The sequence below is a fragment of the Pseudomonas sp. URMO17WK12:I9 genome (genome assembly GCF_900230165.1).
GTDB classification, from domain to species: domain Bacteria; phylum Pseudomonadota; class Gammaproteobacteria; order Pseudomonadales; family Pseudomonadaceae; genus Aquipseudomonas; species Aquipseudomonas fulva.
This window is the reverse complement of record NZ_OCMQ01000007.1, coordinates 88,575-109,208: the sequence shown is the minus strand read 5'-3', so window position 1 is coordinate 109,208 and position 20,634 is coordinate 88,575. Positions and strand designations below refer to the sequence as shown.

Sequence of the window (20,634 nt, the reverse complement as noted above, 5' to 3'; positions counted from 1 at the left end):
CTAATTTACATCTCACCACAGGGCCAAGCCCTTTATCACTGCTTACGCAATGGCCGCATCCACCAGTACCTGGGCTTCCTGTACCAGACGTTGCAAGTGGGCTTCGTCGACGAAACTCTCCGCGTAGATCTTGTAGATGTCCTCGGTGCCGGATGGCCGGGCTGCGAACCAGCCATTGGCGGTGATGACCTTCAGACCACCGATGGCCTGCCCATTCCCTGGCGCGTGGCTCAGGATCTGCAGGATTGGCTCTCCAGCAAGCTCGGTGGAGGTCACTTGCTCGGGCGCAAGCTTGCTCAACAACCCTTTCTGGCGGGCATCGGCCTTGGCTTCCACGCGGGTAGCGAACGGCTTGCCCAGGGCCTGGGTCAGCTCGGCATACGCCTGGCTTGGGTTACGTCCCGTCCGGGCGGTCATTTCCGCAGCCAGCAAGGCCGGGATGAGGCCATCTTTGTCGGTTGCCCATACCGAGCCGTCGCGGCGCAGGAACGAGGCGCCCGCACTTTCTTCGCCACCAAAGCCCAGCGTGCCATCGAACAGGCCTTGGGCGAAGAACTTGAAGCCTACGGGTACTTCGTACAGCTCGCGGCCCAGCCGTTGGGTTACGCGATCGATCAGGCCGCTGGACACGACCGTCTTGCCGACGGCTGCGTCGCTACGCCACTGGGGACGGTTGCGGTACAGGTAGTCGATGGCCACGGCCAGGTAGTTGTTAGGTTGCAGCAAGCCGTCGGGGGTGACGATGCCATGGCGATCATGGTCCGGATCGCAGGCAAAGGCCACGTCGAAACGCTCGCGCAGGCCGATCAAGCCCTGCATGGCGTAGGGTGACGAAGGGTCCATGCGAATCTGGCCATCCCAGTCGACGCTCATGAAACGGAACGTCGGGTCGACCTCGGTGTTTACCACTTCCAGGTCCAGTTGATAATGCTGGGCAATGGCCGACCAGTAGCGCACCCCTGCCCCACCCAGCGGGTCCACACCCAAGCGCAGCTTGGCCGCACGGATGATCTCGAAGTCGATGACGTTTTCCAGGTCTGCCACGTAGTGGCTGACGTAGTCGTGACGATGGGTGGTAGGGGCCTGCAGCGCCTGGGCGTGGTCGATACGCTTGACCCCCGCCAGCCCGGCCGCCAGCAACTCGTTGGCCTTGGCTTCGATCCACTTGGTGACGTCGCTGTCGGCCGGGCCGCCGTTGGGCGGGTTGTACTTGAAGCCGCCACTTTGCGGCGGGTTGTGCGAGGGCGTGATGACAACCCCGTCGGCCAGGCCGTCCTGGCGCCCACGGTTGTAGCAGAGGATGGCATGAGACACTGCCGGTGTCGGGGTGTACTCGTCGTCCTTGGACAACATCACCTGCACGCCGTTGGCAGCCAGCACTTCCAACGCACTCGCTGCTGCAGGTGCTGACAGCGCGTGGGTGTCGGCACCGACGAACAGGGGGCCATCGATGCCCTTTTCCTGGCGGTACAGGCAGATGGCCTGGGTGATGGCCAGTACATGGTATTCGTTGAAGCTCAACTCAAGCGAAGTACCCCGGTGCCCCGATGTGCCGAAGGCGACCCGCTGGCTCGCCACGCCAGCGTCCGGCCGGCCGGTATAGTAGGCCGTGAGCAGGCGGGGAATATCGACCAGCACGCTGGCTGGAGCCGGCTTGCCTGCCAAAGGACTGAGCGTCATGCATTAACCTCGAGTTCAGCGAAATGTGGGGGGTTAGAGCGTGCAGTGTACTGAGAGTTGCAAGTGCGCGCGATGCAGGGCACGAAAGAAACCCCGGGTATCGCTCGATGATAATTTGATGCAGACCCCCCGTCCCTGCCACGGGATGATATCGAGCCCCTGCCTTATGTGGATCTTGGCTCAAGCCATGCGGTCAGAAGCCTTGTCGAGCACACCATTGCTGTGAGGCACCATGGCTTTCTATCGTCTGACGCGCACTCACCCTCGATTGAGCCTGGCCACAGGCGCAGGGTTGCTGAGCGCCTGGCTGATCCCTGTCAGCGACCCTGTGCAACGCCTGCTGGCAGGCTGGAACATTGGCGTCTGGTTGTACCTGATGCTGGTACTCTGGCTCAGCTGCACCGCAAGCCCTGCAAAGGTTCGCAAGGTGGCCCACAGCGAAGACGAAAACGCGGGCCTGGTGCTGCTGACCGTCTGCGTCGCAGCGATCGCCAGCCTGGTCGCCGTGACGCTGCAACTGGTGTCCAGCCGCGGGCTGCAGGGCAGTGCATTGACGGCTCACTACCTGTACACCGGGTTCACCGTCGCAGGCTCCTGGCTGCTGATTGGCTGCATCTTCAGCCTTCACTATGCACGGCTGTTCTATGCAGTGAAGGCCACGGCGCCGCCTTTACGCTTCGCCGATGGCGAAACCCAGCCAGACTACTGGGACTTTCACTACGTCTCGTTCACCATCAGCGTGGCCGTCCAGACATCCGACGTGGGGGTAGCCGGTAGCGCGATGCGGCGCGTGGTATTGGCCCACTCGCTGGTGGGGTTCGTGTTCAACACCGCCATTCTTGGCTTTACCATCAATATCGCGGCTGGGTTGCTTGGGTGAATCACCCGTCGGTCAGGTTTCATGAACTCACGCCATGCTCGGCTTTATACGTTCTATAGGCTTATCTCGTATCCCCACCCTGAACCCGGCTTCCGAGGTTCAGCGTTTGGATTGGCTCGATGCGGTGGGCGTGTGCCCGCCGGACGGGCAAAATCATGAGGATGCGCCTTAACCGGCTTCAGATTCCCATAGCGCTGTGATGCAGGTCATGCCCTGCAACATTTGTCACATTTGCAAGCGAGAATCACGTCAGCCAGATGCTATGGTTACATTCCCGGCAGCCACGGTGCGCGGCCGCCCTTCACCAGCTTTCAGTCACGTACAAGGAGGCTCGGATGAACAAGATGACCTTCCCCAACGCCTGTCAAGTCATGCGCTGGCACTTCCATCCGTTGGGTTTCGAAGCCAACATGGATGCACCGCGCAGCATGGTGGCGCGGCTGTTCGATCGAAGCACGGGCGAAACCTTGCTGGCCATAGCAGGCATCCCCTGCACAGCCATCATGGCTGCCAGCGATGTAGAGCGCATCATCGAAGCGGTCGAAACCGAACTCGATGCCTTCCAACCCCCTCCTTTGCTGCGCAACGCCAGTTAACCCAGGGTCGAGTTCGACCCCCGCAACTGCTCGGCCGGCACGGGTCGACCGAGCAAGTAGCCCTGAAGCGAATCGCAGCCTAACCGCGTCAGGAAGGCTTGCTGACTGGAGGTCTCGACGCCTTCTGCGACGATTCGCAACCCCAGTGCGCGGCCCAGGGCAACGATGGCCGACACGATGGCCGCATCCTCGCCCTCATCTTCCAGCTCGCGCACGAACCCTCGGTCGATCTTCAGCTCGTTGGCTGGCAAGCGCTTGAGGTACATCAGGCTGGAATAACCTGTACCAAAGTCGTCAATCGATAGGTCCACGCCCATGTCCGAGAGCTGCTGGAGTACGGTCAGGCTCACCTCCACGTCGGACATCGCCGTGGTTTCGGTGATTTCTAACGTCAGGCAGTTGGCGGGCAGTGCGTGACGTTCGAGGGCACGCGCCACGCTATCGAGCAGGCCCGCGTGGCAAAACTGGATGGCCGACAGATTGACCGCGATCCGCCAGCCCTCGATACCCTCATCCAGCCACAGGCGCATCTGGCGACACGCCTCGTCCAATACCCAGTCACCGATGGGGATGATCAGGCCGGTCTTTTCCGCCAGGCCGATGAAACGGTCTGGGGCCAAAAGCCCGTGCTGAGGATGCTCCCAACGCAGCAACGCCTCGGCGCCGATCGGTTGACACCGCTTGGCGTCGAACTTGGGTTGGTAATGCAGACGGAATTGACCGGCTGCCACTGCCAGGCGCAAGTCCTGCAACAACTGCAGCTGCTGACGGGCGTTGCTGTTCATCGAGGCGTCGAAGAAGCTGTAGCCATTCTTGCCGACCCGCTTGGCGTGATACATGGCAGCGTCGGCGTTGCGCAGCAGCTCGTGCTGATCCTGGCCGTTGCCGGGATACAGGACGATACCCAGGCTCGCTGAAAGCTGCAGATCATGCTCGGCCACTCTGAAAGGCCGCGAGACCAGATTCACCTGTTTGATGGCAACGTTCATGGCATCGCTCGGGTCCTGTAACTCGACCAACAGCACGAACTCGTCCCCGCCGATGCGCGCCAGCGTGTCCTGACTGTGCAGGTGACCCCGCAATCGCGTCGCCACAGCCTTGAGCAGCAGGTCCCCAGCATGATGGCCAAAGGCGTCGTTGACCGGCTTGAACCCATCCAGATCAATGAACATCAGCGCAAAGCACCCCCCCTGCTCAGCGACCTTCGAGATGGCCAGTTCTATGCGGTCAGCCAGCAGACTGCGATTGGGCAACCCTGTAAGCGTGTCGTGCAATGCCAGCTGAGTCAGCTCCTGGTTGGCCAGGGTCAAAGACCTGGCCAACGCCGCCGTGCGAGCTTCGAGGCGCGCGTCCAGTACGGAGGTCAGCAAGGCCACGAGCAACACGGCAAAGGTCGTGATCAGGACAAGCGATACCAGGCCGTCCCCTTCCAGGCCATCGGGCAGCGCGCCACAGAAACTGCCCTGGGGAAAACCAGCGGCCGCCATACCGGTGTAGTGCATGCCAACGATGGCGATCCCCATGAGCACCGCTGCCAGCCCACGTATCTGACGCACGTAGGGGGTCTGCCGGCGCAGCCGGAACGCGGTCCACAGCGCCGCAGCCGAGGCGCCCACCGCGATCAGCAGCGAGGCCATGAACAGGCTCGGGTCATAGTCGATCCCGAGTGTCATGCGCAGCGCTGCCATGCCGGTGTAATGCATGCTGGCGATTCCGGCTCCCATGATGAGCGCGCCGAGGGCAAGCTGCAGGAAGGGCAAGCTGGGCTGGCTGACCAGCCACAGGGCGAAGCCCGAGGACAGCACCGCGATCAACAGCGAACATGCCGTCAACGTGAGGTCATAGCCCAGCTCGACAGGCAGCTGCAAGGCGAGCATGCCGACAAAATGCATCGACCATATGCCGGTCCCCATGGCCAGCGCCCCGCCGATCATCCATAGCGAGGCGGCATACCCTCTGGCGGTGGCAATGCGCCCGGCAAGGTCCAGCGCCGTGTAGGACGCAAGGATGGCCACGCACAGGGAAATCAGCACCAGCGAAGAGGAGTAGCTAGCGGTCAGCATTTTGCGAAGTACCAGGGGCTGGCAGAGGTAGGCACGAAAGGCCGACCATTGTACTCAAGCTTTGGTAAAACGCACGGTGTTTCGACATGTCAAATGGCCATGTCGACAGCAGGTAGGTGCGTCGACATGTGCCATGGGCTGCACATCAATCCTGGTCGGCGAAAGCCCCACGGGCATCCCAGCCACCGCCCAGCGCTGCCACCAATTGGACACTGGCGACCAAGCGTCCCTGCAACAGGTTGAGCACACTGCGTTCGTTGCTCAGGGCGGTGGCTTGCACATTGACCACATCCAGATAGCCGATCAAGCCGGCCTTGTACTGATTTTCCGTAAGCCGCAGCGATTCGCGGGCTGCCTCCAGGGCTTCCTGGCGCACCACGGCTTCGTCCCCGTACACCTTCAGTTGCACCAGCAGGTTCTCGACTTCCTTGAACCCATCGAGCACGGTCTGGCGGTACTGGGCGACCGTCTGGTCGTATACGGCAACGGTACGGTCCACCTCGGCGCTGCGCCTGCCGGCATCGAACAGGGTGAGCGCAAGCTGTGGGCCAACCGACCAGTAGCGGTTGGGCAACTCGATCCAGTTGTTGAAGCTGCTGCTCGAATAACCGCCATTAAGGCTCAGGCTGAGATCTGGGAAATAAGCCGCACGTGACACGCCGATATTGGCGTTGGCGGCCATCACGTTGCGCTCGGCAGCGGCGATGTCGGGTCGGCGCTCGAGCAGTTGCGACGGCAGAGCCACCGGGATTTGTGGCAATGCAGGAATAGCCTGGCTGTCGGCCAGGGCAAATTGCGCAGGCGTCTTGCCCAGCAACACGGCAATGGCGTTCTCGAATTGAGCGCGCTGCCAGATCAGGTCGATCAGGTCAGCCTCGGTGCTTTTGAGCTGGGTGCGCGCTTGGGCCACGGCATCGGGGCCGGCGATGCCCGCGCGGTATTGATTCTGGTTCATCCGCAGCGATCGCTCGTACGCGGCCACGGTGGCTTGCAGCAAGCGTTTCTGCTCATCGATGACGCGCAGTTGCAGGTAGTTCTGCACCAGCTCCGACTGCTGGCTCAAGCGCATGGCGGCAAGGTCGGCCAGGCTGGCCTGGGCACTGGCCTGGTTGGCATTGAGCGTCTCGCGCAACTTGCCCCACAAGTCGATTTCCCAGCTCACGCCCAACTGGGCGTTGTAGGTGTCACGAATGCCGCTGCTGTTATTGGACAGGCTTGAGCTGGAACTGCCGGTGCCCTGGGCTGACCTGTTCTTGGCCACGCTCAGGTCAAGGCTTGGAAACAGCCCGGCGCGGCTACTGCGCACCAGCGCCTGGGCCTGACGATACTGAGCCTCGGCTTGCGCCACACTCTGGTTGTTGCGGTTGAGCTCCTCGACCAGTGCGTTGAGTTGCGCGTCGCCGTAGATCTCCCACCAGGCACCGCGGGCGATGGCGTCAGAAGGCGTGGCCTGCGTCCAGCCTTCGGCATGCTTGAATTGCGCCGTGCCGGCCATTTCCGGGCGGTGGTAATCCGGGGCCAGTGTACAGGCGCTGAGCAAGGCGGCCCCCAAGGCAGCCCCCAGCAAACGCGAGCCGCGAACACGGCTGAGCACTTGCAGGGCACGATGAAGCGGAGTCTGGGCAAAAGTCATAGCGGGTTTTCCAAGGCCGCGTCGGTGCGCACGCCGCGCCAACGGTTGTAGCGGTGACGCAAGCGGTCCAGATACAGGTAGACCACAGGCGTTGTGTAGAGGGTCAGGACCTGGCTGAAAACCAGGCCGCCGATGATGGTCAGCCCCAGCGGCTGACGCATCTCCGCCCCTTCTGCCTGGCTCAGCAGCAGGGGCAAGGCGCCGAGAATGGCCGCCAGCGTCGTCATCAGGATCGGGCGCAAGCGCAGCAGGCACGCGCGCCGAATGGATTCCTCGGGCGAGAGCCCCTGGTGGCGTTCAAGTTGCAGGGCCAGGTCGATCATCAAGATGGCGTTTTTCTTCACGACCCCGATCAACAGGAATAGCCCCAGCAGGGAAATCAGGCTGAATTCGCCACCGGTCACATACAGCGCCAACAAGGCACCAACGCCGGCCGAGGGCAGCGTGGACAAGATGGTCAGGGGGTGGATGTAGCTCTCGTACAGGATCCCGAGTACCAGGTACACAAGCACCAGTGCGCCCAGAATCATGAAAGGCTGCCCCTGCGCGGTCTTGGTGAAGGCATCGGCGGTGCCGCCCAGCTTGGCGATCACCCCTTCCGGTAGGCCGAGCTTGGCCACGGCACGCTCGACCGCCGCCAGCGCCTGGTCGGTGCTGTAGCCTTCGGCGACGTCGAAGGCGATGTCCTCGGAGGCGAACTGGTCTTCGTGGCTGACCCGGTCGTTGGCCAGGCTATTCTCGTAGTGCGCGATGGTCGACAGCGGCACCCGCGCGCCCTCGGCGGTAATCACCTGCACCTGCTCCAGCGTACTGGGGTCCCAGGCGTATTTCGGGTTGATCTCCAGCACGACCTGATATTGGTTGAGGCTGTCGTAGATGGTGGAGATCTGCCGTTGGCTGTAGGCGTTGTTCAGCACGGTGGTGACCATCTGCATGTCGATGCCCAGACGCTTGGCCTGATCACGGTCCACCACCAGTGTCACCTGCTGGGTGCCCGCCCCGTCGCGTGCGTCGATGGCGGTCAGCTCGGGCAAGGCGCGCATGGCCGCGACGACTTTGGGGAACCATTGGCGCAAAGCTGCCAGGTCGCCGCTCTGCAAAGTATACAGGTACTGCGAGGACGACTGATCGCGCCCGCCGCCGCCTAGCTGCAGGTCCTGATCGGCCATCAGGAACAGCCGCCCGCCTGGCACCTTGGGCATTTCCTTGCGCAGGCGTTCGATGACCTTCTGGGCATCGAGCTTGCGTTCGCCGATGGGCTTGAGCCTGACCAGAACCATGGCGTTGTTGGTGCCGCTGTTGCCGCCGATGAAGCCTGCAACGCTCTGCACGGCAGGGTCTGCCAGCAAGGCGCGCCGGTAGATTTCCATCTTCGGCTGCATCACGCTGAACGACAGGCCGTCGTCACCGCGAATGAAACCCATGAGCTGGCCGGTATCCTGCTGGGGCATCAGCGTTTTGGGCACCACGATGTATAGCGCCACGTTGACTGCAATGGTCACCAGCAGGCTGATCAGGGTCAGGCGCCGATGCCGCAGCGCCCAACCCAGGCTGCGGTCATACGCGGCAACCATGCGCCGGTGCACGGCATCGCTCCAGCGTTGCAGGCGAGTCTGCTCGGCCTGGTGCGCAGTCAGCCAGCGGGCGCACAGCATGGGGGTGAGGGTCAGCGACACCAGCAGCGAAACCATGATGGCGGCCGCCAGGGTGATGGAAAATTCCTGGAACAAACTGCGCACGATGCCGCCCATGAACAGGATCGACACGAACACGGCCACCAGTGACACGTTCATCGACAAGAGGGTAAAGCCGACTTCCTTGGCGCCCAGGAACGCCGCTTTCATGGGTGGCTGCCCGTCCTCGATATGCCGGGAGATGTTCTCCAGCACAACGATGGCATCGTCCACCACCAGTCCCGTCGCCAGGATCAGCGCCATCAGCGACAGGTTGTTGAGCGAGAAGCCGCACAGATACATGACCGCGAACGTGCCGACCAGCGACACCGGCACCGCAAGGCTTGGAATCAGTGAAGCACGCAGGCTGCCGAGGAACAGGTAGACCACCAGGATCACCAGTACCACGGCGATCAGCAGGGTATGCTCTGCCTCCTTTAGCGTGGCCTTGATCACCGGCGAACGGTCCATGGCCACGTTTAGCTCGACGCTTGCCGGGAGCAGCGATTGCAGTGCAGGCAACTGCGCCTTGATCTGGTCCACCGTGGCAATGATGTTGGCACCTGCCTGCCGGTTCACGACCAGCAACACCGCGCTCTGGTCATTGAAAAAACCACTGTTGTAGCGGTTTTCGACCCCATCGGTGATGGTTGCCACGTCCGATAACCGAAGAATCGTGCCATTCTCCTGGCGAATCACGATCGGCCCGTAGTCCTTGGCGCTTTCCAACTGATCGTTGGCCCGCACCTGCCAATTGCGCTCGGCATCCTCGACAAAGCCCATGGGCCGGCGCTGGTTGGCGTTGGCCACGGCGGTACGCACCTCATCCAGCGCCAGGCCGTACTGGTTCAACAATTGCGGCTCGACCGAAATGCGCACGGCCGGCAGCGAACTGCCCCCGATCTGCACCTCACCCACGCCAGGCACCTGGGCCAGGCTTTGGGACAGGATGGTGTCGGCCAAATCGTACAGCTGCCCTTTCTGCAGCACACTTGAGGTCAGCGACAGGACCATGACCGGTGCCTGCGACGGGTTGATCTTCTTGTAGGTCGGCATGCTGCGCATGCCGCTGGGCAGCAGGTTGCGGGTGGCATTGATTGCGGCCTGCACCTCGCGCGCAGCGCCGTCGATGTCGCGGCCAAGCTCAAAACCAATGATGACCCGCGTGGAGCCCTGGTTGGAGCTGCTGGTCAATGTGGTGACGCCGGCGATGCTGCCCAGCTTGCGCTCGAGCGGCGTTGCCACGGTCGAGGCCATGACCTCGGGGCTTGCGCCCGGCAGGTTGGCCGACACCACGATCACCGGGAAATCCATCTGCGGCAGCGGCGAGACCGGCAACAGACCGAAGCTGACCGCGCCCAGCAGCATGATCGCCAAGCTCAACAGCATGGTTGCCACGGGCCTGCGGATGAATGGCGCCGACAGGTTCATCGGGCCGCCCTTAGGAACGCGCTGCACGTACTCATACCGGCTCCTGCGCCAGGTCGCGCTTGCCGAAGCGACGGCCCAACCGGTCGAAATACAGGTATATGACCGGCGTGGTGAACAGTGTCAGCACCTGGCTCACCAGCAGCCCGCCCACCATCACCAGGCCCAGGGGTTGGCGCAGTTCGGCGCCGGACCCGGTGGCCAGCATCAACGGCACTGCACCGAACAGGGCCGCCAGCGTGGTCATGAGGATCGGTCGGAATCGCAGCAGCGCGGCCTGGTAGATGGCATCGCGCGGACTCATGCCTTGGTGACGCTCGGCTTCGAGCGCGAAGTCGATCATCATGATGGCGTTTTTCTTGACGATGCCGATCAACAGGATGATGCCGATGATGGCGATCATGCCCAGGTCATTGCCACTGATCAGTAGCGCCAGCAACGCACCCACGGCAGCCGAAGGCAGCGTCGAGAGGATGGTTACCGGATGGATATAGCTCTCATAGAGCACACCCAGCACGATGTACATGGTCACCACCGCCGCGAGAATCAGCAGCAAGGTGCTGGACAGCGATGCCTGGAACGCCTGCGCCGCGCCCTGGAAACGGGTCTGGATACCCAACGGCATGCCGATGTCCTGCTGAACCTGCTCAATCACTTGCACGGCCTTGCCCAGCGACGCGCCCTGCCCCAAGTTGAATGACAAGGTGACCGCCGGGAACTGACCGATGTGGGAAATGGCCAGCTGCGCCTGGCGCTGCTCGATGCGCGCCAGCGCGGACAGTCGCACTTGCCCGCCATCACTGGCCTTGACGTGGATCGACTCCAGTGCCTGGGGCCCGATCACGGCCGCGTCTCGCGATTGCAGCACCACCCGGTATTGGCTGGCCTGGGTATAGATGGTCGATATCTGCCTTTGGCCGAAGGCATCGTAAAGCGCGTTGGTGATCTGCGATACGCTGATGCCTAGCCGACTGGCCATGTCCCGGTCGATCACCAGGTACACCTGCAAGCCATTCTCCTGCAGGTCACTGGCCACATCGGCAAGCTCGGGGCGCAGGTTCAGGGCCTGGACCAGCTTGCCACTCCACTGCCCCAGCAGCTCGGCATCGGGCGATGACAGCGTGAACTGGTACTGCGTGCGGCTGACCCGGTCCTCGATGCTCAAATCCTGCACCGGCTGCATGAACAGGCGGATGCCCACCAGCTTGTCGAGCTGGGGTTGCAGGCGCTTGATGACATCGGTTGCAGTGACATCGCGCTCGCCATGAGGCTTGAGGTTGATGAGCATGCGGCCGCTGTTGAGCGTGGCGTTGTCGCCGTCCACGCCAATGTAGGATGAGAGGCTCTGCACGGCAGGGTCTTGCAGAATAACGCGGCTCAGGGCCTGCTGGCGCTCGCTCATGGCCGCAAACGAGGTGGACTGGGGCGCTTCGGAGATACCCTGAATGACGCCCGTGTCCTGGACCGGGAAGAACCCCTTGGGCACCACCATGTACAGCAGTACCGTCAACGCCAGGCTAGCCACCGCCACCAGCAGGGTCAGGGGCTGGCGCTTGAGTACCCATTGCAGGGCGCTGGCGTAGTGCTTGATCAGCCAGTCGATCCAGGCGCCGCTGGCGCGGTAGAAGCGGCCTTGCTCGTCAGGGGTGGGTTCACGCTTTAGCAGGCGGGCACACATCATCGGCGTGAGGGTCAGCGAGACCACCAGGGAAATCAGGATGGCCACCGCCAGGGTGATGGCGAACTCCCGGAACAGGCGCCCTACCACATCGGCCATGAACAACAGCGGGATCAGCACGGCGATCAGCGAGAAGGTCAGCGAGATCAAGGTAAAGCCAATCTGCCTGGCGCCTTTGAGCGCCGCCTGCATAGGCGTTTCGCCCTCCTCGATGTGCCGGGAAATGTTCTCCAGCATCACGATCGCATCGTCCACCACGAAACCGGTGGCGATGGTCAGCGCCATCAGGGTGAGGTTGTTGATGGAAAACCCTGCCAGGTACATGACGGCGAAGGTACCGACCAATGACAGCGGCACGGCAATCGAAGGAATGATCGTGGCGCTGAACCGCCGCAGGAACAGGAAGGTGACCATCACCACCAGGGCGATGGCGATCAGCAGTTCATGCTGAACGTCGCGCACGGCGGCACGGATGGTCTGGGTACGGTCAGTGAGCACGGACACGTCCAGGCCCGCGGGCAGGTTGTCGGTGATCGAGGGCAGCATGTCCTTGATGCGGTCCACCACCTCGATGACGTTGGCACCTGGCTGACGCTGGATGTTCAGGAGCACGGCATGGTTCTGGTTGGCCCAGGCCGCCAGCCGCTCGTTTTCCGCGCCGTCGACGATTTCCGCCACATCCTTCAAACGCAGCGGAGCGCCGTTGTTGTAGGCCAGGATGAGGTTGGCGTATTCCTCGGGCGAGCGCAGCTGGTCATTGGCGTCGAGCATCGAGACGCGGGTAGGACCATCGAAATTGCCTTTTGGCTGATTGACGTTGGAGGCCCCGATGAGTGTGCGGACATCCTCCAGGTTGAGCCCGTTGGCTGCCAGCGCATCCACGTTGACCTTGATGCGCACGGCCTGGCGCTGGCCCCCGGCGATGCTGACCATGCCCACCCCGCTGGTCTGCGCCAGCTTCTGTGCCACGCGGGTGTCGACCAGGTCGTTGAGCTTGGGCAGCGGCATGGTCTTGCTGGAGATGGCGAGCGTCAGCACTGGCGTATCGGCCGGGTTGACCTTGTTGTAGACAGGAGGCGCCGGAAGATCGCTGGGCAGCAGGTTGCTGGCGGCGTTGATTGCAGCCTGCACCTGCTGCTCGGCCACATCCATGTTCATGTCCAGGTTGAAGCGCAGGGTCAGCACCGACGCGCCACCGGAACTGGTCGACGCCATCTGTTCAAGGCCGGGCATCTGGCCGAACTGACGTTCGAGTGGCGCGGTAACGGCACTGGTCATGACCTGGGGGCTTGCACCGGGATACAGGGTCATGACCCGAATCGTGGGGTAATCCACCTGCGGCAGCGCGGCGACAGGCAGCATGCGGTAGGCAATCAGACCGGCCAGTACCAAGGCCAGCATGGTCAAGGTCGTTGCGACTGGCCGCAGGATGAACAGGCGCGAGAGGTTCATGCGCCCGCCTTGCCTGCGGTGCTGTCGGCCTGGCCCGGGGCACTGCTTTCTTGGCCCTGCAAATGCTGGCCGGGCGTGGTGGGCACCTGGGAGCTGTCATCGACCACGTCCACCTTGGTGCCTTCGCGCAGACGGTCGGTGCCTTCGAGCACCAGGCGATCACCGGCCGCCAGGCCTTCGAGGATCACGCTGTTCTCACCGTCGCTGGGGCCGACTTTCAGCTTGCGCACGTTGACGGTATTTTCGCCGTTGACCACGTAGGCGAACGTCCCGTCGTTCCCGAACTGGATGGCGGCGGCTGGCGCCAGCACCACCTGCTTGAGCGTATCGGCAAGCAGGCGCACGTTTACGAACTGGTTGGGGAACAGGGCCAGGTCCTTGTTCTCGAAGCGGCCCTTGAACTTGAGGGTGCCAGTGGCAGTGTCGATCTGGTTGTCGATACTGCCCAGCACGCCAGTGGCCTGCAGCTTGCTGTCGCCTCGATCCCACGCCTCCACGGGCAGGCTGGCCCCGGTGCGATAGCGCTCAAGAACGGTGCCCAGTTCGGTTTCTGGCAGTGTGAACGCCACGTTGATCGGCTCTGTCTGGGTGATCACCACCAGGGCGGTGGTGTCGTTGGCGGCCACCAAATTGCCCAGGTCGAGCTGGCGCAGGCCGACACGGCCGCTGATGGGCGCGCGAATCTGGGTGAATTCGAGGTTCAGGCGCGCATCGTTGACCTGCGCCTGGTTGGTCTTGACCAGCCCCTGGAATTGCGCCACCTGCGCCTGCGCAGTGTCCAGGGTTTGCTTGGCGATACTGTCCTCGGCGTACAGCCCTTTGTAGCGAGCGACGTCGACCTGGGCATTCTTCAGTTGCGCCTGGTTCTGGGCCAGGGTGCCCTCGGCCTGCTGCAGGGCAATACGGTAGGCACGTGGGTCGATTTCAGCAAGCAGGTCACCGGCCTTTACTTGCTGGCCTTCCTTGAAGTGCACCTTGACCAACTCCCCCCCTACACGGCTGCGCACATTCACGGTATTGGTCGCGGTCACGGTGCCAAGCGCCTTGTAGTAAAGCGGGAAGTCGCCCACCCGTGCAGGTTCCACCCTGACCGGGACAGGGTCGGTAGACCCTCCGAAACCGGGCCGCCCGCTCTTGCCACCCTGCCCCCCAGCAGCCTGGTCGGTGGCTGGCGTGGCAGGCCATAGCCACCAGGCCAGCACTGCAACCAGCAGCACGATCAGCAGCATAACGAGCCAGCGACGGGGAGAACGGGATGTAGGCGCTTGCATGGGTTGAACGAACCTTGTTCGGATTGACGATTCAGGAGGGTGAACGATAAGCACTGTCGACAGCCAAGCAAAGCGCCTTTACCAGAGGTTTACCTTTGCCTGACGTTGCCAAGACCCTGAACTTTAAACGAAAACGGCCCGGAAAAGCGTTCCGGGCCGTTACAGGGTATAGCTTGGAGCAATGGGCAGGAGGAAGGTTCGATCCCTGCCCGGCGCCGTCACTTCAACGCGGCAAGGGCGGCGTCGTAGTTGGGCTCGTCGGCGATTTCAGCGACCAGCTCGCTGTGCAGCACCTTGTCGTGCTCGTCCAGTACCACGACGGCGCGGGCAGCCAGGCCTGCCAATGGGCCGTCGGCGATGGCAACACCGTACTGCTCAAGGAACTCACGGCCACGCAAGGTGGAGAGGTTCTTGACGTTTTCCAGGCCTTCGGCACCGCAGAAGCGAGCCTGGGCGAATGGCAGGTCGGCGGAAACGCACAGTACGACGGTGTTGGCCAGCTCGTTGGCCTGGGCATTGAACTTGCGCACAGACGTGGCGCAGGTAGGCGTATCGACACTTGGGAAGATGTTCAGCACCTTGCGCTTGCCGGCGAAGTCATTGAGCGACTTGTCGGCCAGCCCCTCGCCTACCAGGGAGAACGCCGGCGCCTGAGCACCGACCTGTGGCAGCGAGCCATTGACTTGGACGGGGTTGCCTTTGAGAGTCACTTGAGCCATGACAAAATCCTTGATCTTGGGTTGGGAAAAGGATCAAGAGTTAACCATGAAGGCCAGCATGTGCCTATGGGGCAACGTGAATTTGTTGGCGGTGAAGCATTGGCCCGCCCCGGCGCACGTACCGAGCACCGGGGCGGGCCTGCAGCTGGGCGCTTAAGCCAACAGGCCGTAGACGACCGAAGTCAGGGCGACCAGGCCGATCACGGTGACGAACACGTTCGACAGCGCCCCGCTGTACTTGCGCATTGCCGGCACGCGGCGGATGGCATACATGGGCATCAGGAACAGCAATACCGCGATGATCGGGCCGCCGAGAGACTCGATCATGCCCAGGATGCTGGGGTTGAGCGTGGCAACGATCCAGCACACCACCAGCATCAGCGCCGCCACCACGCGGTCCAGGGCCTTGGCACCCGGGCGCGCGCCGGTCTTGGCGATGATGCCCTTGAGACCCTCGCTGGCGCCGATGTAGTGGCCCAGGAATGACTTGGCGATGGCGACGAAGGCGATCAAGGGCGCGGCGAAGGCGATGGTCGGGTTGCTGAAATGGTTGGCCAGGTACGACAGGATCGACAGGTTCTGCGCCTTGGCTTCGGCCAACTGCGTGCTGTCGAGGGTCAGCACGCAACTGAAGACGAAGAACAGCACCATGGCCACCATCAGCAGGTGCGCACGCGCCAGAATCTGGCCGCTGCGGGCGTCTGCATGATCGCCATAGCGGCGTTTCTGGTCGACCGCGAAGGCCGAGATGATGGGTGAATGGTTGAACGAGAACACCATCACCGGGATGGCCAGCCATACCGTGTGCAGGAAGGCCGAACCGCTGGGCACGGTGTGGACGCTGTCGAGAATGCCGCCGGTCCAGTGCGGAACCAGGTACAGGCCCAGCAGCGCCAGGGCCACGATGAACGGATAGACCAACAGGCTCATGACCTTGACGGTGGCCTGTTCGCCGCAGCGTACGATTGCAAGCAGGCCCAGGATCAGCACGAACGACAGCAGTGCACGGGGTGGAGGCGCCATGTGCAACTGGTGCTCCATGAAACTGCTGACCGTATTAGTCAGGGCCACGCTGTAAATGAGCAGGATGGGGAAGATGGCGAAGAAGTACAGGACCGTGATCACGGCGCCTGCCTTGATGCCGAAGTGTTGTTCGACCACGTCGGTGATGTCTGCCCCTTCGCGCCCCGAGAGCACGAACCGGGTCAACCCGCGGTGGGCGTAGTACGTCATCGGGAAAGCCAGCGCCGCCAGCACCAGCAATGGCCAGAACCCGCCAAGCCCGGCATTGATCGGCAGGAAAAGCGTACCTGCGCCAATGGCGGTGCCAAACAGGCCGAGCATCCAGGTGGTGTCCTGACGGGACCATTTGCCGAGGGTACCGGCGGTCGTTTCTTCGTAACGCTGTTCTACGCTTGAGGCCTGCTCATTCATCCGGGTGACGCTCCACTCGCAAGACTGCAACAGGCTGAGAATGACGAAGCGTTGGCTGCGCCCTACTCAACCGGAAAAAGAGGGGCGCGATTGTGCACGGAAAGGTTGCACTTGCGAAGCCTTTTTCGGAGGGGCGGTTGCACTTGTCTGTACAAGCGGTAGGTGCAGCCGGGCTGCTCAGCACGCTCGGCGTGCAGAAGGTCTTGACTGGCACAGGCGTCCTTGCGGGCAGGACACGAATAAAGAATGACGATGGCCGAAGCCGCAGGGCGGCCTCGGCCATCGTCGTTGCATAACGTTAAGCGTGGGCGCTTACTGATGCACAGCCGCGAATGCCTCGGCAACACGCTGCAGGTTTGCCGGCCGCAGGCCTGACATGCACACGCGCCCACTGTCGATCAGGTAGACGCCAAACTCATCTCGCAAGCGGCGCACCTGCTCCACGCTGAAGCCTGTGTAACTGAACATGCCCCGCTGACGCAGCAGGAACTGGAAATCACGCCCCGGCAGCAACACGCCCAGCGCATCGACTAGCGCTTGGCGCATGTCCAGAATGCGAGTGCGCATGACTTCCACTTCCGCAGCCCACTGGGCATTGAGGACGGGATCGTTGAGCACGCCTGCGACCAGTTGGGCACCGAAGTTGGGTGGGCTGGAATAGTTACGGCGCACGGTGGCCTTGAGTTGGCCAAGCACGCTCTGCGCCGTGGCCGCATCGTCGCAGACCACCGACAGGCCGCCCACACGCTCCCCATACAGGGAGAAGATCTTGGAGAACGAGTTGCTGACCAGGCACGGCACGCCTGCGCTGGCCATTTCGCGGATGGCGAACACGTCTTCGACCAGCCCTTGAGCAAAGCCTTGGTAGGCGATGTCCAGGAAGGCGATCAACTGACGGGCCTTGACCACCTCCACCACCTGCTGCCACTGGCCCTGGTCCAGATCGGCACCTGTCGGGTTGTGGCAGCAGGGGTGCAGCAGCACTACACTGTTGGCAGGCAAGGTGTGCAACGTGGCAAGCATACCTTCGAAGTCCACGCCACGGGTGGCCTGGTCGAAGTACGGGTAGGTGTTCACCGTGAAGCCCGCACCCTCGAAGATGGCGCGATGGTTGTCCCAGGTGGGGTTGCTGACCCAGACTTGCGCCTGCGGGAAATAACGTTTCAGGAAGTCGGCACCGACCTTCAGGGCTCCGGAACCACCGACGGTCTGCACCGTTGCCACGCGACCGTCGGCAACCGCCGGGTGGTCGGCCCCGAACAGCAAGGCCTGGATGGCCTGACGGTAGCTGGCAAGGCCTTCCATGGGCAGGTACAGCGAAGCATCGTGATCCTGACCTGCGATGCGCTTTTCCACTGCATCCACTGCAGCGAGCTGCGGCACTACTCCGGCTTCGTCGTAGTAAAGGCCGATGCTCAGGTTGACCTTGTCGGCGCGTGGATCGGCCTTGAAGGTTTCCATCAACGAGAGGATCGGGTCGCCGGCGTAGGCTTCGACATGTTTGAACACAGCGTGCAGCTCCTTGGGATCAGGACGAGTCAAAAAGGCAGCCAAGAGCATACCCGTACTGGCTGAGAATGGGCACCAACTATCGTGCAAGGGGTATATGCAACCCTGCATGATCGGGTAAGGGCCGCCTACCCTGCCCTGCGGCGATCAGATGAGCAGATCGCGCAGCGCCTGCAGGGTACTGATGCCGATTGCCACCCCTTCGCGCTGCGCCCGTTCACGCTCCAGGTGCCGCCGGGCACCTGGCATGCGACTGACGCCGGCCGCCTCCATCTGCTCGAGTAGCAGGCGGCTGCGCTGGGCGAACCGTTGCCCTTGTGCGATCTGTGGATCGATGACGATCAGCAACTGCCCGGTCCACGGCGTCTTGGCCCCGGGATGGCCAGACCAGTCGAACTCCCACGAAAAATGCCCACCCGTGAGTGCTGCCGCCAACAATTCCACCATCATCGACAAGGCTGAGCCCTTGTGCTCGCCGAACGGAAGCAGAGCACCGCCGTCCAGGATCTTGGCCGGGTCCTGAGTCACCTGGCCCTGACCGTCCACGCCCACCCCCAGGGCCACGGGCTCCCCGGCACGGGCAGCCAGTTGCACATCGCCATGTGCCATCGCACTGGTGGCCATGTCGAACACGATGGGTGGATGCCCTTCGCAAGGCGCAGCGAAGGCGATCGGGTTGGTCCCGAACACCGGCTTGCGCGCACCGTGCGGTACGACGCATGTCATGCTGTTGACCACGCTCAGGGCAACCAGGCCCTGTTCGGCGAACGGCTCCACATCCGGCCACAATGCGGCGAAATGATGGGAATTGTGGATGGCCAGCACTGCGATCCCAGCGGCGCGTGCCTTGGCCACCAACACGTCCCGGGCAGCCGCCAATGCGGGCTGCGCAAAACCACCCCGTGCATCGACACTGATATAACCGGCCGCCAGATCACTGACCTCGGGAGTAGCCTTGCCATCCACCCAACCGCTGGCCAAGGTCGACACGTAGCCAGGCATGCGGAACACGCCATGGCTATGCGCGCCATCACGCTCGGCGCTGGCACAGTTGGCGGCCAGTACCCGAGCAACTGCCGGCGTACAGCCATGACGTTCGAAGATCGACTCAAGCAGGGCTTTGAGCTCAGCAAAGGGAACATGGGTGACGGGCTCGCTGCTAGGGATGGCCATCAAAATATCCTTCTTCTGATCATGGAGGGATGTGCTGCACCGCAACAGCTCGGAAGACTAACCCACGCCTGCTGGCAGGGCCACGTGATACGGTCAAGTCACCTGCCAAACATCAACACGTAACCCCTGGAACCGCTGGAACATTGCGCCGCTGCAATGAGTCGACTGCGTCGTTAAGTATTATTGACCATCGCCCCAGCCAAACCCGCGCCGCCACTGCCTTGCAGCCCGCCAGGCCCCATGATTGGGGGCCAGGGGCCTGCTGCGGTCGTTTGACATATCGAACGGCTCTGGCAATCTAACACCAAGTCCCGACCGGCATCGTCGACGCCGACGAGTCGGCAGTGCTCGGGGCCTCAGGTTGCACCAGCGCCGCGCGCCGTGCACCTGCACAACAACGACAGGTTCAACCTGTCCCAAGGTGACATATGTCCAACAGCAACATTGGCAACAAGCAACCTTCCCTGCGCAAACCCATCGTTCTGATGACCATGGGCACCCAAGAGCGCAAAGGCCATGACTACCAGGTCATGACCCACAAATACATCACCCCGCTGGTCGATTTCGCCGATTGCGTCCCGGTCCTGGTGCCCACCTGCTGTGGCATCGAGGCACTGGAGACCTACTTGGACATGGCCGACGGCGTGTACCTGACGGGCGCGGGCAGCAACATCGACCCAGCGCTGTACGGCCAGGAGAACGAAACCCCAGGCAAAGGCCAGGACAGGAACCGTGACCTGTTCGACATTCCGCTGGTCAAGGCGGCGATCAAGCGCGGCCTGCCCATCTTCGGCGTGTGTCGGGGCATGCAGGAAATCAACGTGGCGCTGGGCGGGGACATCTACCAGAAGGTGTACGCCGAGCCTGGTTTCAATGATCACCGTGAAAACCCCGAAGACCCTGTCGAGGTGCAGTACGCTCAGGCTCACAGCGTGAAGATCAAGCCCGGCAGCTGGCTGCGCGACACCCTTGGCACGGACGAAATTCGCGTCAACTCCCTGCATGGCCAAGGCTTGCGCAACCTGGGCAAGGGCATCGAAGCCATTGCCCACGCCGAAGACGGGTTGGTCGAGGCCATCCATGCCCCGGGCCTTTCGTCTTTCCTGTTTGCCGTTCAATGGCACCCGGAGTGGCAAGCTGCCAAGAATCCTGACTCGATCAAGCTCTTCCAGGCCTTTGGCGATGCGTGCCGAGCGCAGGTTCGCAAGGCACAGGGCAAGCCTCAACAGGCGGCCTGATCACCCGCACACAGGCGAGTAATTAAGCATGGGGCGGCGCAAGGCCGCCTCATTCGTTTGTAAAGCGACTGCCCATCCCAGAGATACGATGACCCGACAGCAGACACAACTGTCTAAGGCCGCTTTCTGCGCTTCACCATCCATCCATAGCGCGCCATCAATGCAATCCCTCATCACCCAGACCGAAAAAAAATCCAGAGGGGACTG

General features: G+C 62.5%; 13 protein-coding genes. 3 read left to right on the top strand and 10 right to left on the bottom strand.

Annotation, left to right across the window (positions count from 1 at the left end; genetic code table 11):
* Positions 1 to 42: 42 nt before the first annotated feature.
* Positions 43 to 1,680 (bottom strand): phosphoglucomutase (alpha-D-glucose-1,6-bisphosphate-dependent), encoded by a 1,638-nt coding sequence (gene pgm / locus CRP40_RS15265; RefSeq protein WP_027914872.1) that lies wholly within the window; start codon positions 1,678 to 1,680, stop codon positions 43 to 45.
* 232 nt (positions 1,681 to 1,912) lie between these two features.
* Between pgm and CRP40_RS15260 the strand changes: the two genes are divergently transcribed.
* Together CRP40_RS15260 and CRP40_RS15255 are read left to right on the top strand one after the other, a co-directional pair.
* Positions 1,913 to 2,560, top strand: coding sequence for a DUF1345 domain-containing protein (locus tag CRP40_RS15260; RefSeq protein WP_027914871.1), 648 nt, complete (start codon positions 1,913 to 1,915; stop codon positions 2,558 to 2,560).
* 335 nt (positions 2,561 to 2,895) lie between these two features.
* The gene (locus tag CRP40_RS15255) at positions 2,896 to 3,156 is read left to right on the top strand and encodes a DUF1652 domain-containing protein (RefSeq protein WP_027914870.1); all 261 of its coding nucleotides are present in this window, start codon (positions 2,896 to 2,898) and stop codon (positions 3,154 to 3,156) included.
* Here the strand turns inward: CRP40_RS15255 and CRP40_RS15250 are convergent.
* From CRP40_RS15250 to CRP40_RS15210, 9 genes are all read right to left on the bottom strand, one after another.
* A complete protein-coding gene (locus CRP40_RS15250; RefSeq protein ID WP_027914869.1) occupies positions 3,153 to 5,219 on the bottom strand; it encodes an EAL domain-containing protein in 2,067 nt (688 codons plus the stop codon). The genes CRP40_RS15255 and CRP40_RS15250 overlap by 4 nt on opposite strands.
* A 145-nt stretch (positions 5,220 to 5,364) precedes the next feature.
* On the bottom strand, positions 5,365 to 6,852 hold the full coding sequence (locus CRP40_RS15245; RefSeq protein WP_027914868.1) for an efflux transporter outer membrane subunit: 1,488 nt from the start codon (positions 6,850 to 6,852) through the stop codon (positions 5,365 to 5,367).
* Positions 6,849 to 9,956 (bottom strand): efflux RND transporter permease subunit, encoded by a 3,108-nt coding sequence (locus CRP40_RS15240; protein ID WP_027914867.1) that lies wholly within the window; start codon positions 9,954 to 9,956, stop codon positions 6,849 to 6,851. The genes CRP40_RS15245 and CRP40_RS15240 overlap by 4 nt, the downstream gene beginning before the upstream one ends.
* 31 nt (positions 9,957 to 9,987) lie before the next feature.
* Complete coding sequence (locus tag CRP40_RS15235) at positions 9,988 to 13,083, bottom strand: MdtB/MuxB family multidrug efflux RND transporter permease subunit (protein ID WP_027914866.1); 3,096 nt, start codon at positions 13,081 to 13,083, stop codon at positions 9,988 to 9,990.
* Positions 13,080 to 14,354, bottom strand: coding sequence for an MdtA/MuxA family multidrug efflux RND transporter periplasmic adaptor subunit (locus tag CRP40_RS15230; RefSeq protein WP_027914865.1), 1,275 nt, complete (start codon positions 14,352 to 14,354; stop codon positions 13,080 to 13,082). Before CRP40_RS15230 ends, CRP40_RS15235 begins: the two co-directional genes overlap by 4 nt.
* Before the next feature lie 218 nt (positions 14,355 to 14,572).
* Complete coding sequence (gene tpx / locus CRP40_RS15225; protein WP_027914864.1) at positions 14,573 to 15,073, bottom strand: thiol peroxidase; 501 nt, start codon at positions 15,071 to 15,073, stop codon at positions 14,573 to 14,575.
* A gap of 153 nt (positions 15,074 to 15,226) precedes the next feature.
* A complete protein-coding gene (locus tag CRP40_RS15220; protein WP_027914863.1) occupies positions 15,227 to 16,507 on the bottom strand; it encodes a serine/threonine transporter in 1,281 nt (426 codons plus the stop codon).
* A gap of 312 nt (positions 16,508 to 16,819) precedes the next feature.
* Positions 16,820 to 18,016: an amino acid aminotransferase gene (locus CRP40_RS15215; protein WP_027914862.1), complete on the bottom strand. Its 1,197-nt coding sequence runs from the start codon at positions 18,014 to 18,016 to the stop codon at positions 16,820 to 16,822.
* Between the two features lie 147 nt (positions 18,017 to 18,163).
* Positions 18,164 to 19,189, bottom strand: a complete 1,026-nt coding sequence (locus CRP40_RS15210; protein ID WP_027914861.1) for an Ldh family oxidoreductase — start codon at positions 19,187 to 19,189, stop codon at positions 18,164 to 18,166.
* 428 nt (positions 19,190 to 19,617) lie between these two features.
* On the opposite strand from CRP40_RS15210, the gene CRP40_RS15205 reads away from it, so the two are divergent.
* Positions 19,618 to 20,427: a type 1 glutamine amidotransferase gene (locus CRP40_RS15205; protein ID WP_027914860.1), complete on the top strand. Its 810-nt coding sequence runs from the start codon at positions 19,618 to 19,620 to the stop codon at positions 20,425 to 20,427.
* Positions 20,428 to 20,634: the final 207 nt, after the last annotated feature.

Excerpts from the sequence above, each read along its gene's own strand:
- pgm (WP_027914872.1), bottom strand. The coding sequence starts at position 1,680 with ATGACGCTCAGTCCTTTGGCAGGCAAGCCGGCTCCAGCCAGCGTGCTG.
- CRP40_RS15260 (WP_027914871.1), top strand. The coding sequence starts at position 1,913 with ATGGCTTTCTATCGTCTGACGCGCACTCACCCTCGATTGAGCCTGGCC.
- CRP40_RS15255 (WP_027914870.1), top strand. The coding sequence starts at position 2,896 with ATGAACAAGATGACCTTCCCCAACGCCTGTCAAGTCATGCGCTGGCAC.
- CRP40_RS15250 (WP_027914869.1), bottom strand. The coding sequence starts at position 5,219 with ATGCTGACCGCTAGCTACTCCTCTTCGCTGGTGCTGATTTCCCTGTGC.
- CRP40_RS15245 (WP_027914868.1), bottom strand. The coding sequence starts at position 6,852 with ATGACTTTTGCCCAGACTCCGCTTCATCGTGCCCTGCAAGTGCTCAGC.
- CRP40_RS15240 (WP_027914867.1), bottom strand. The coding sequence starts at position 9,956 with ATGAACCTGTCGGCGCCATTCATCCGCAGGCCCGTGGCAACCATGCTG.
- CRP40_RS15235 (WP_027914866.1), bottom strand. The coding sequence starts at position 13,083 with ATGAACCTCTCGCGCCTGTTCATCCTGCGGCCAGTCGCAACGACCTTG.
- CRP40_RS15230 (WP_027914865.1), bottom strand. The coding sequence starts at position 14,354 with ATGCAAGCGCCTACATCCCGTTCTCCCCGTCGCTGGCTCGTTATGCTG.
- tpx (WP_027914864.1), bottom strand. The coding sequence starts at position 15,073 with ATGGCTCAAGTGACTCTCAAAGGCAACCCCGTCCAAGTCAATGGCTCG.
- CRP40_RS15220 (WP_027914863.1), bottom strand. The coding sequence starts at position 16,507 with ATGAATGAGCAGGCCTCAAGCGTAGAACAGCGTTACGAAGAAACGACC.
- CRP40_RS15210 (WP_027914861.1), bottom strand. The coding sequence starts at position 19,189 with ATGGCCATCCCTAGCAGCGAGCCCGTCACCCATGTTCCCTTTGCTGAG.
- CRP40_RS15205 (WP_027914860.1), top strand. The coding sequence starts at position 19,618 with ATGTCCAACAGCAACATTGGCAACAAGCAACCTTCCCTGCGCAAACCC.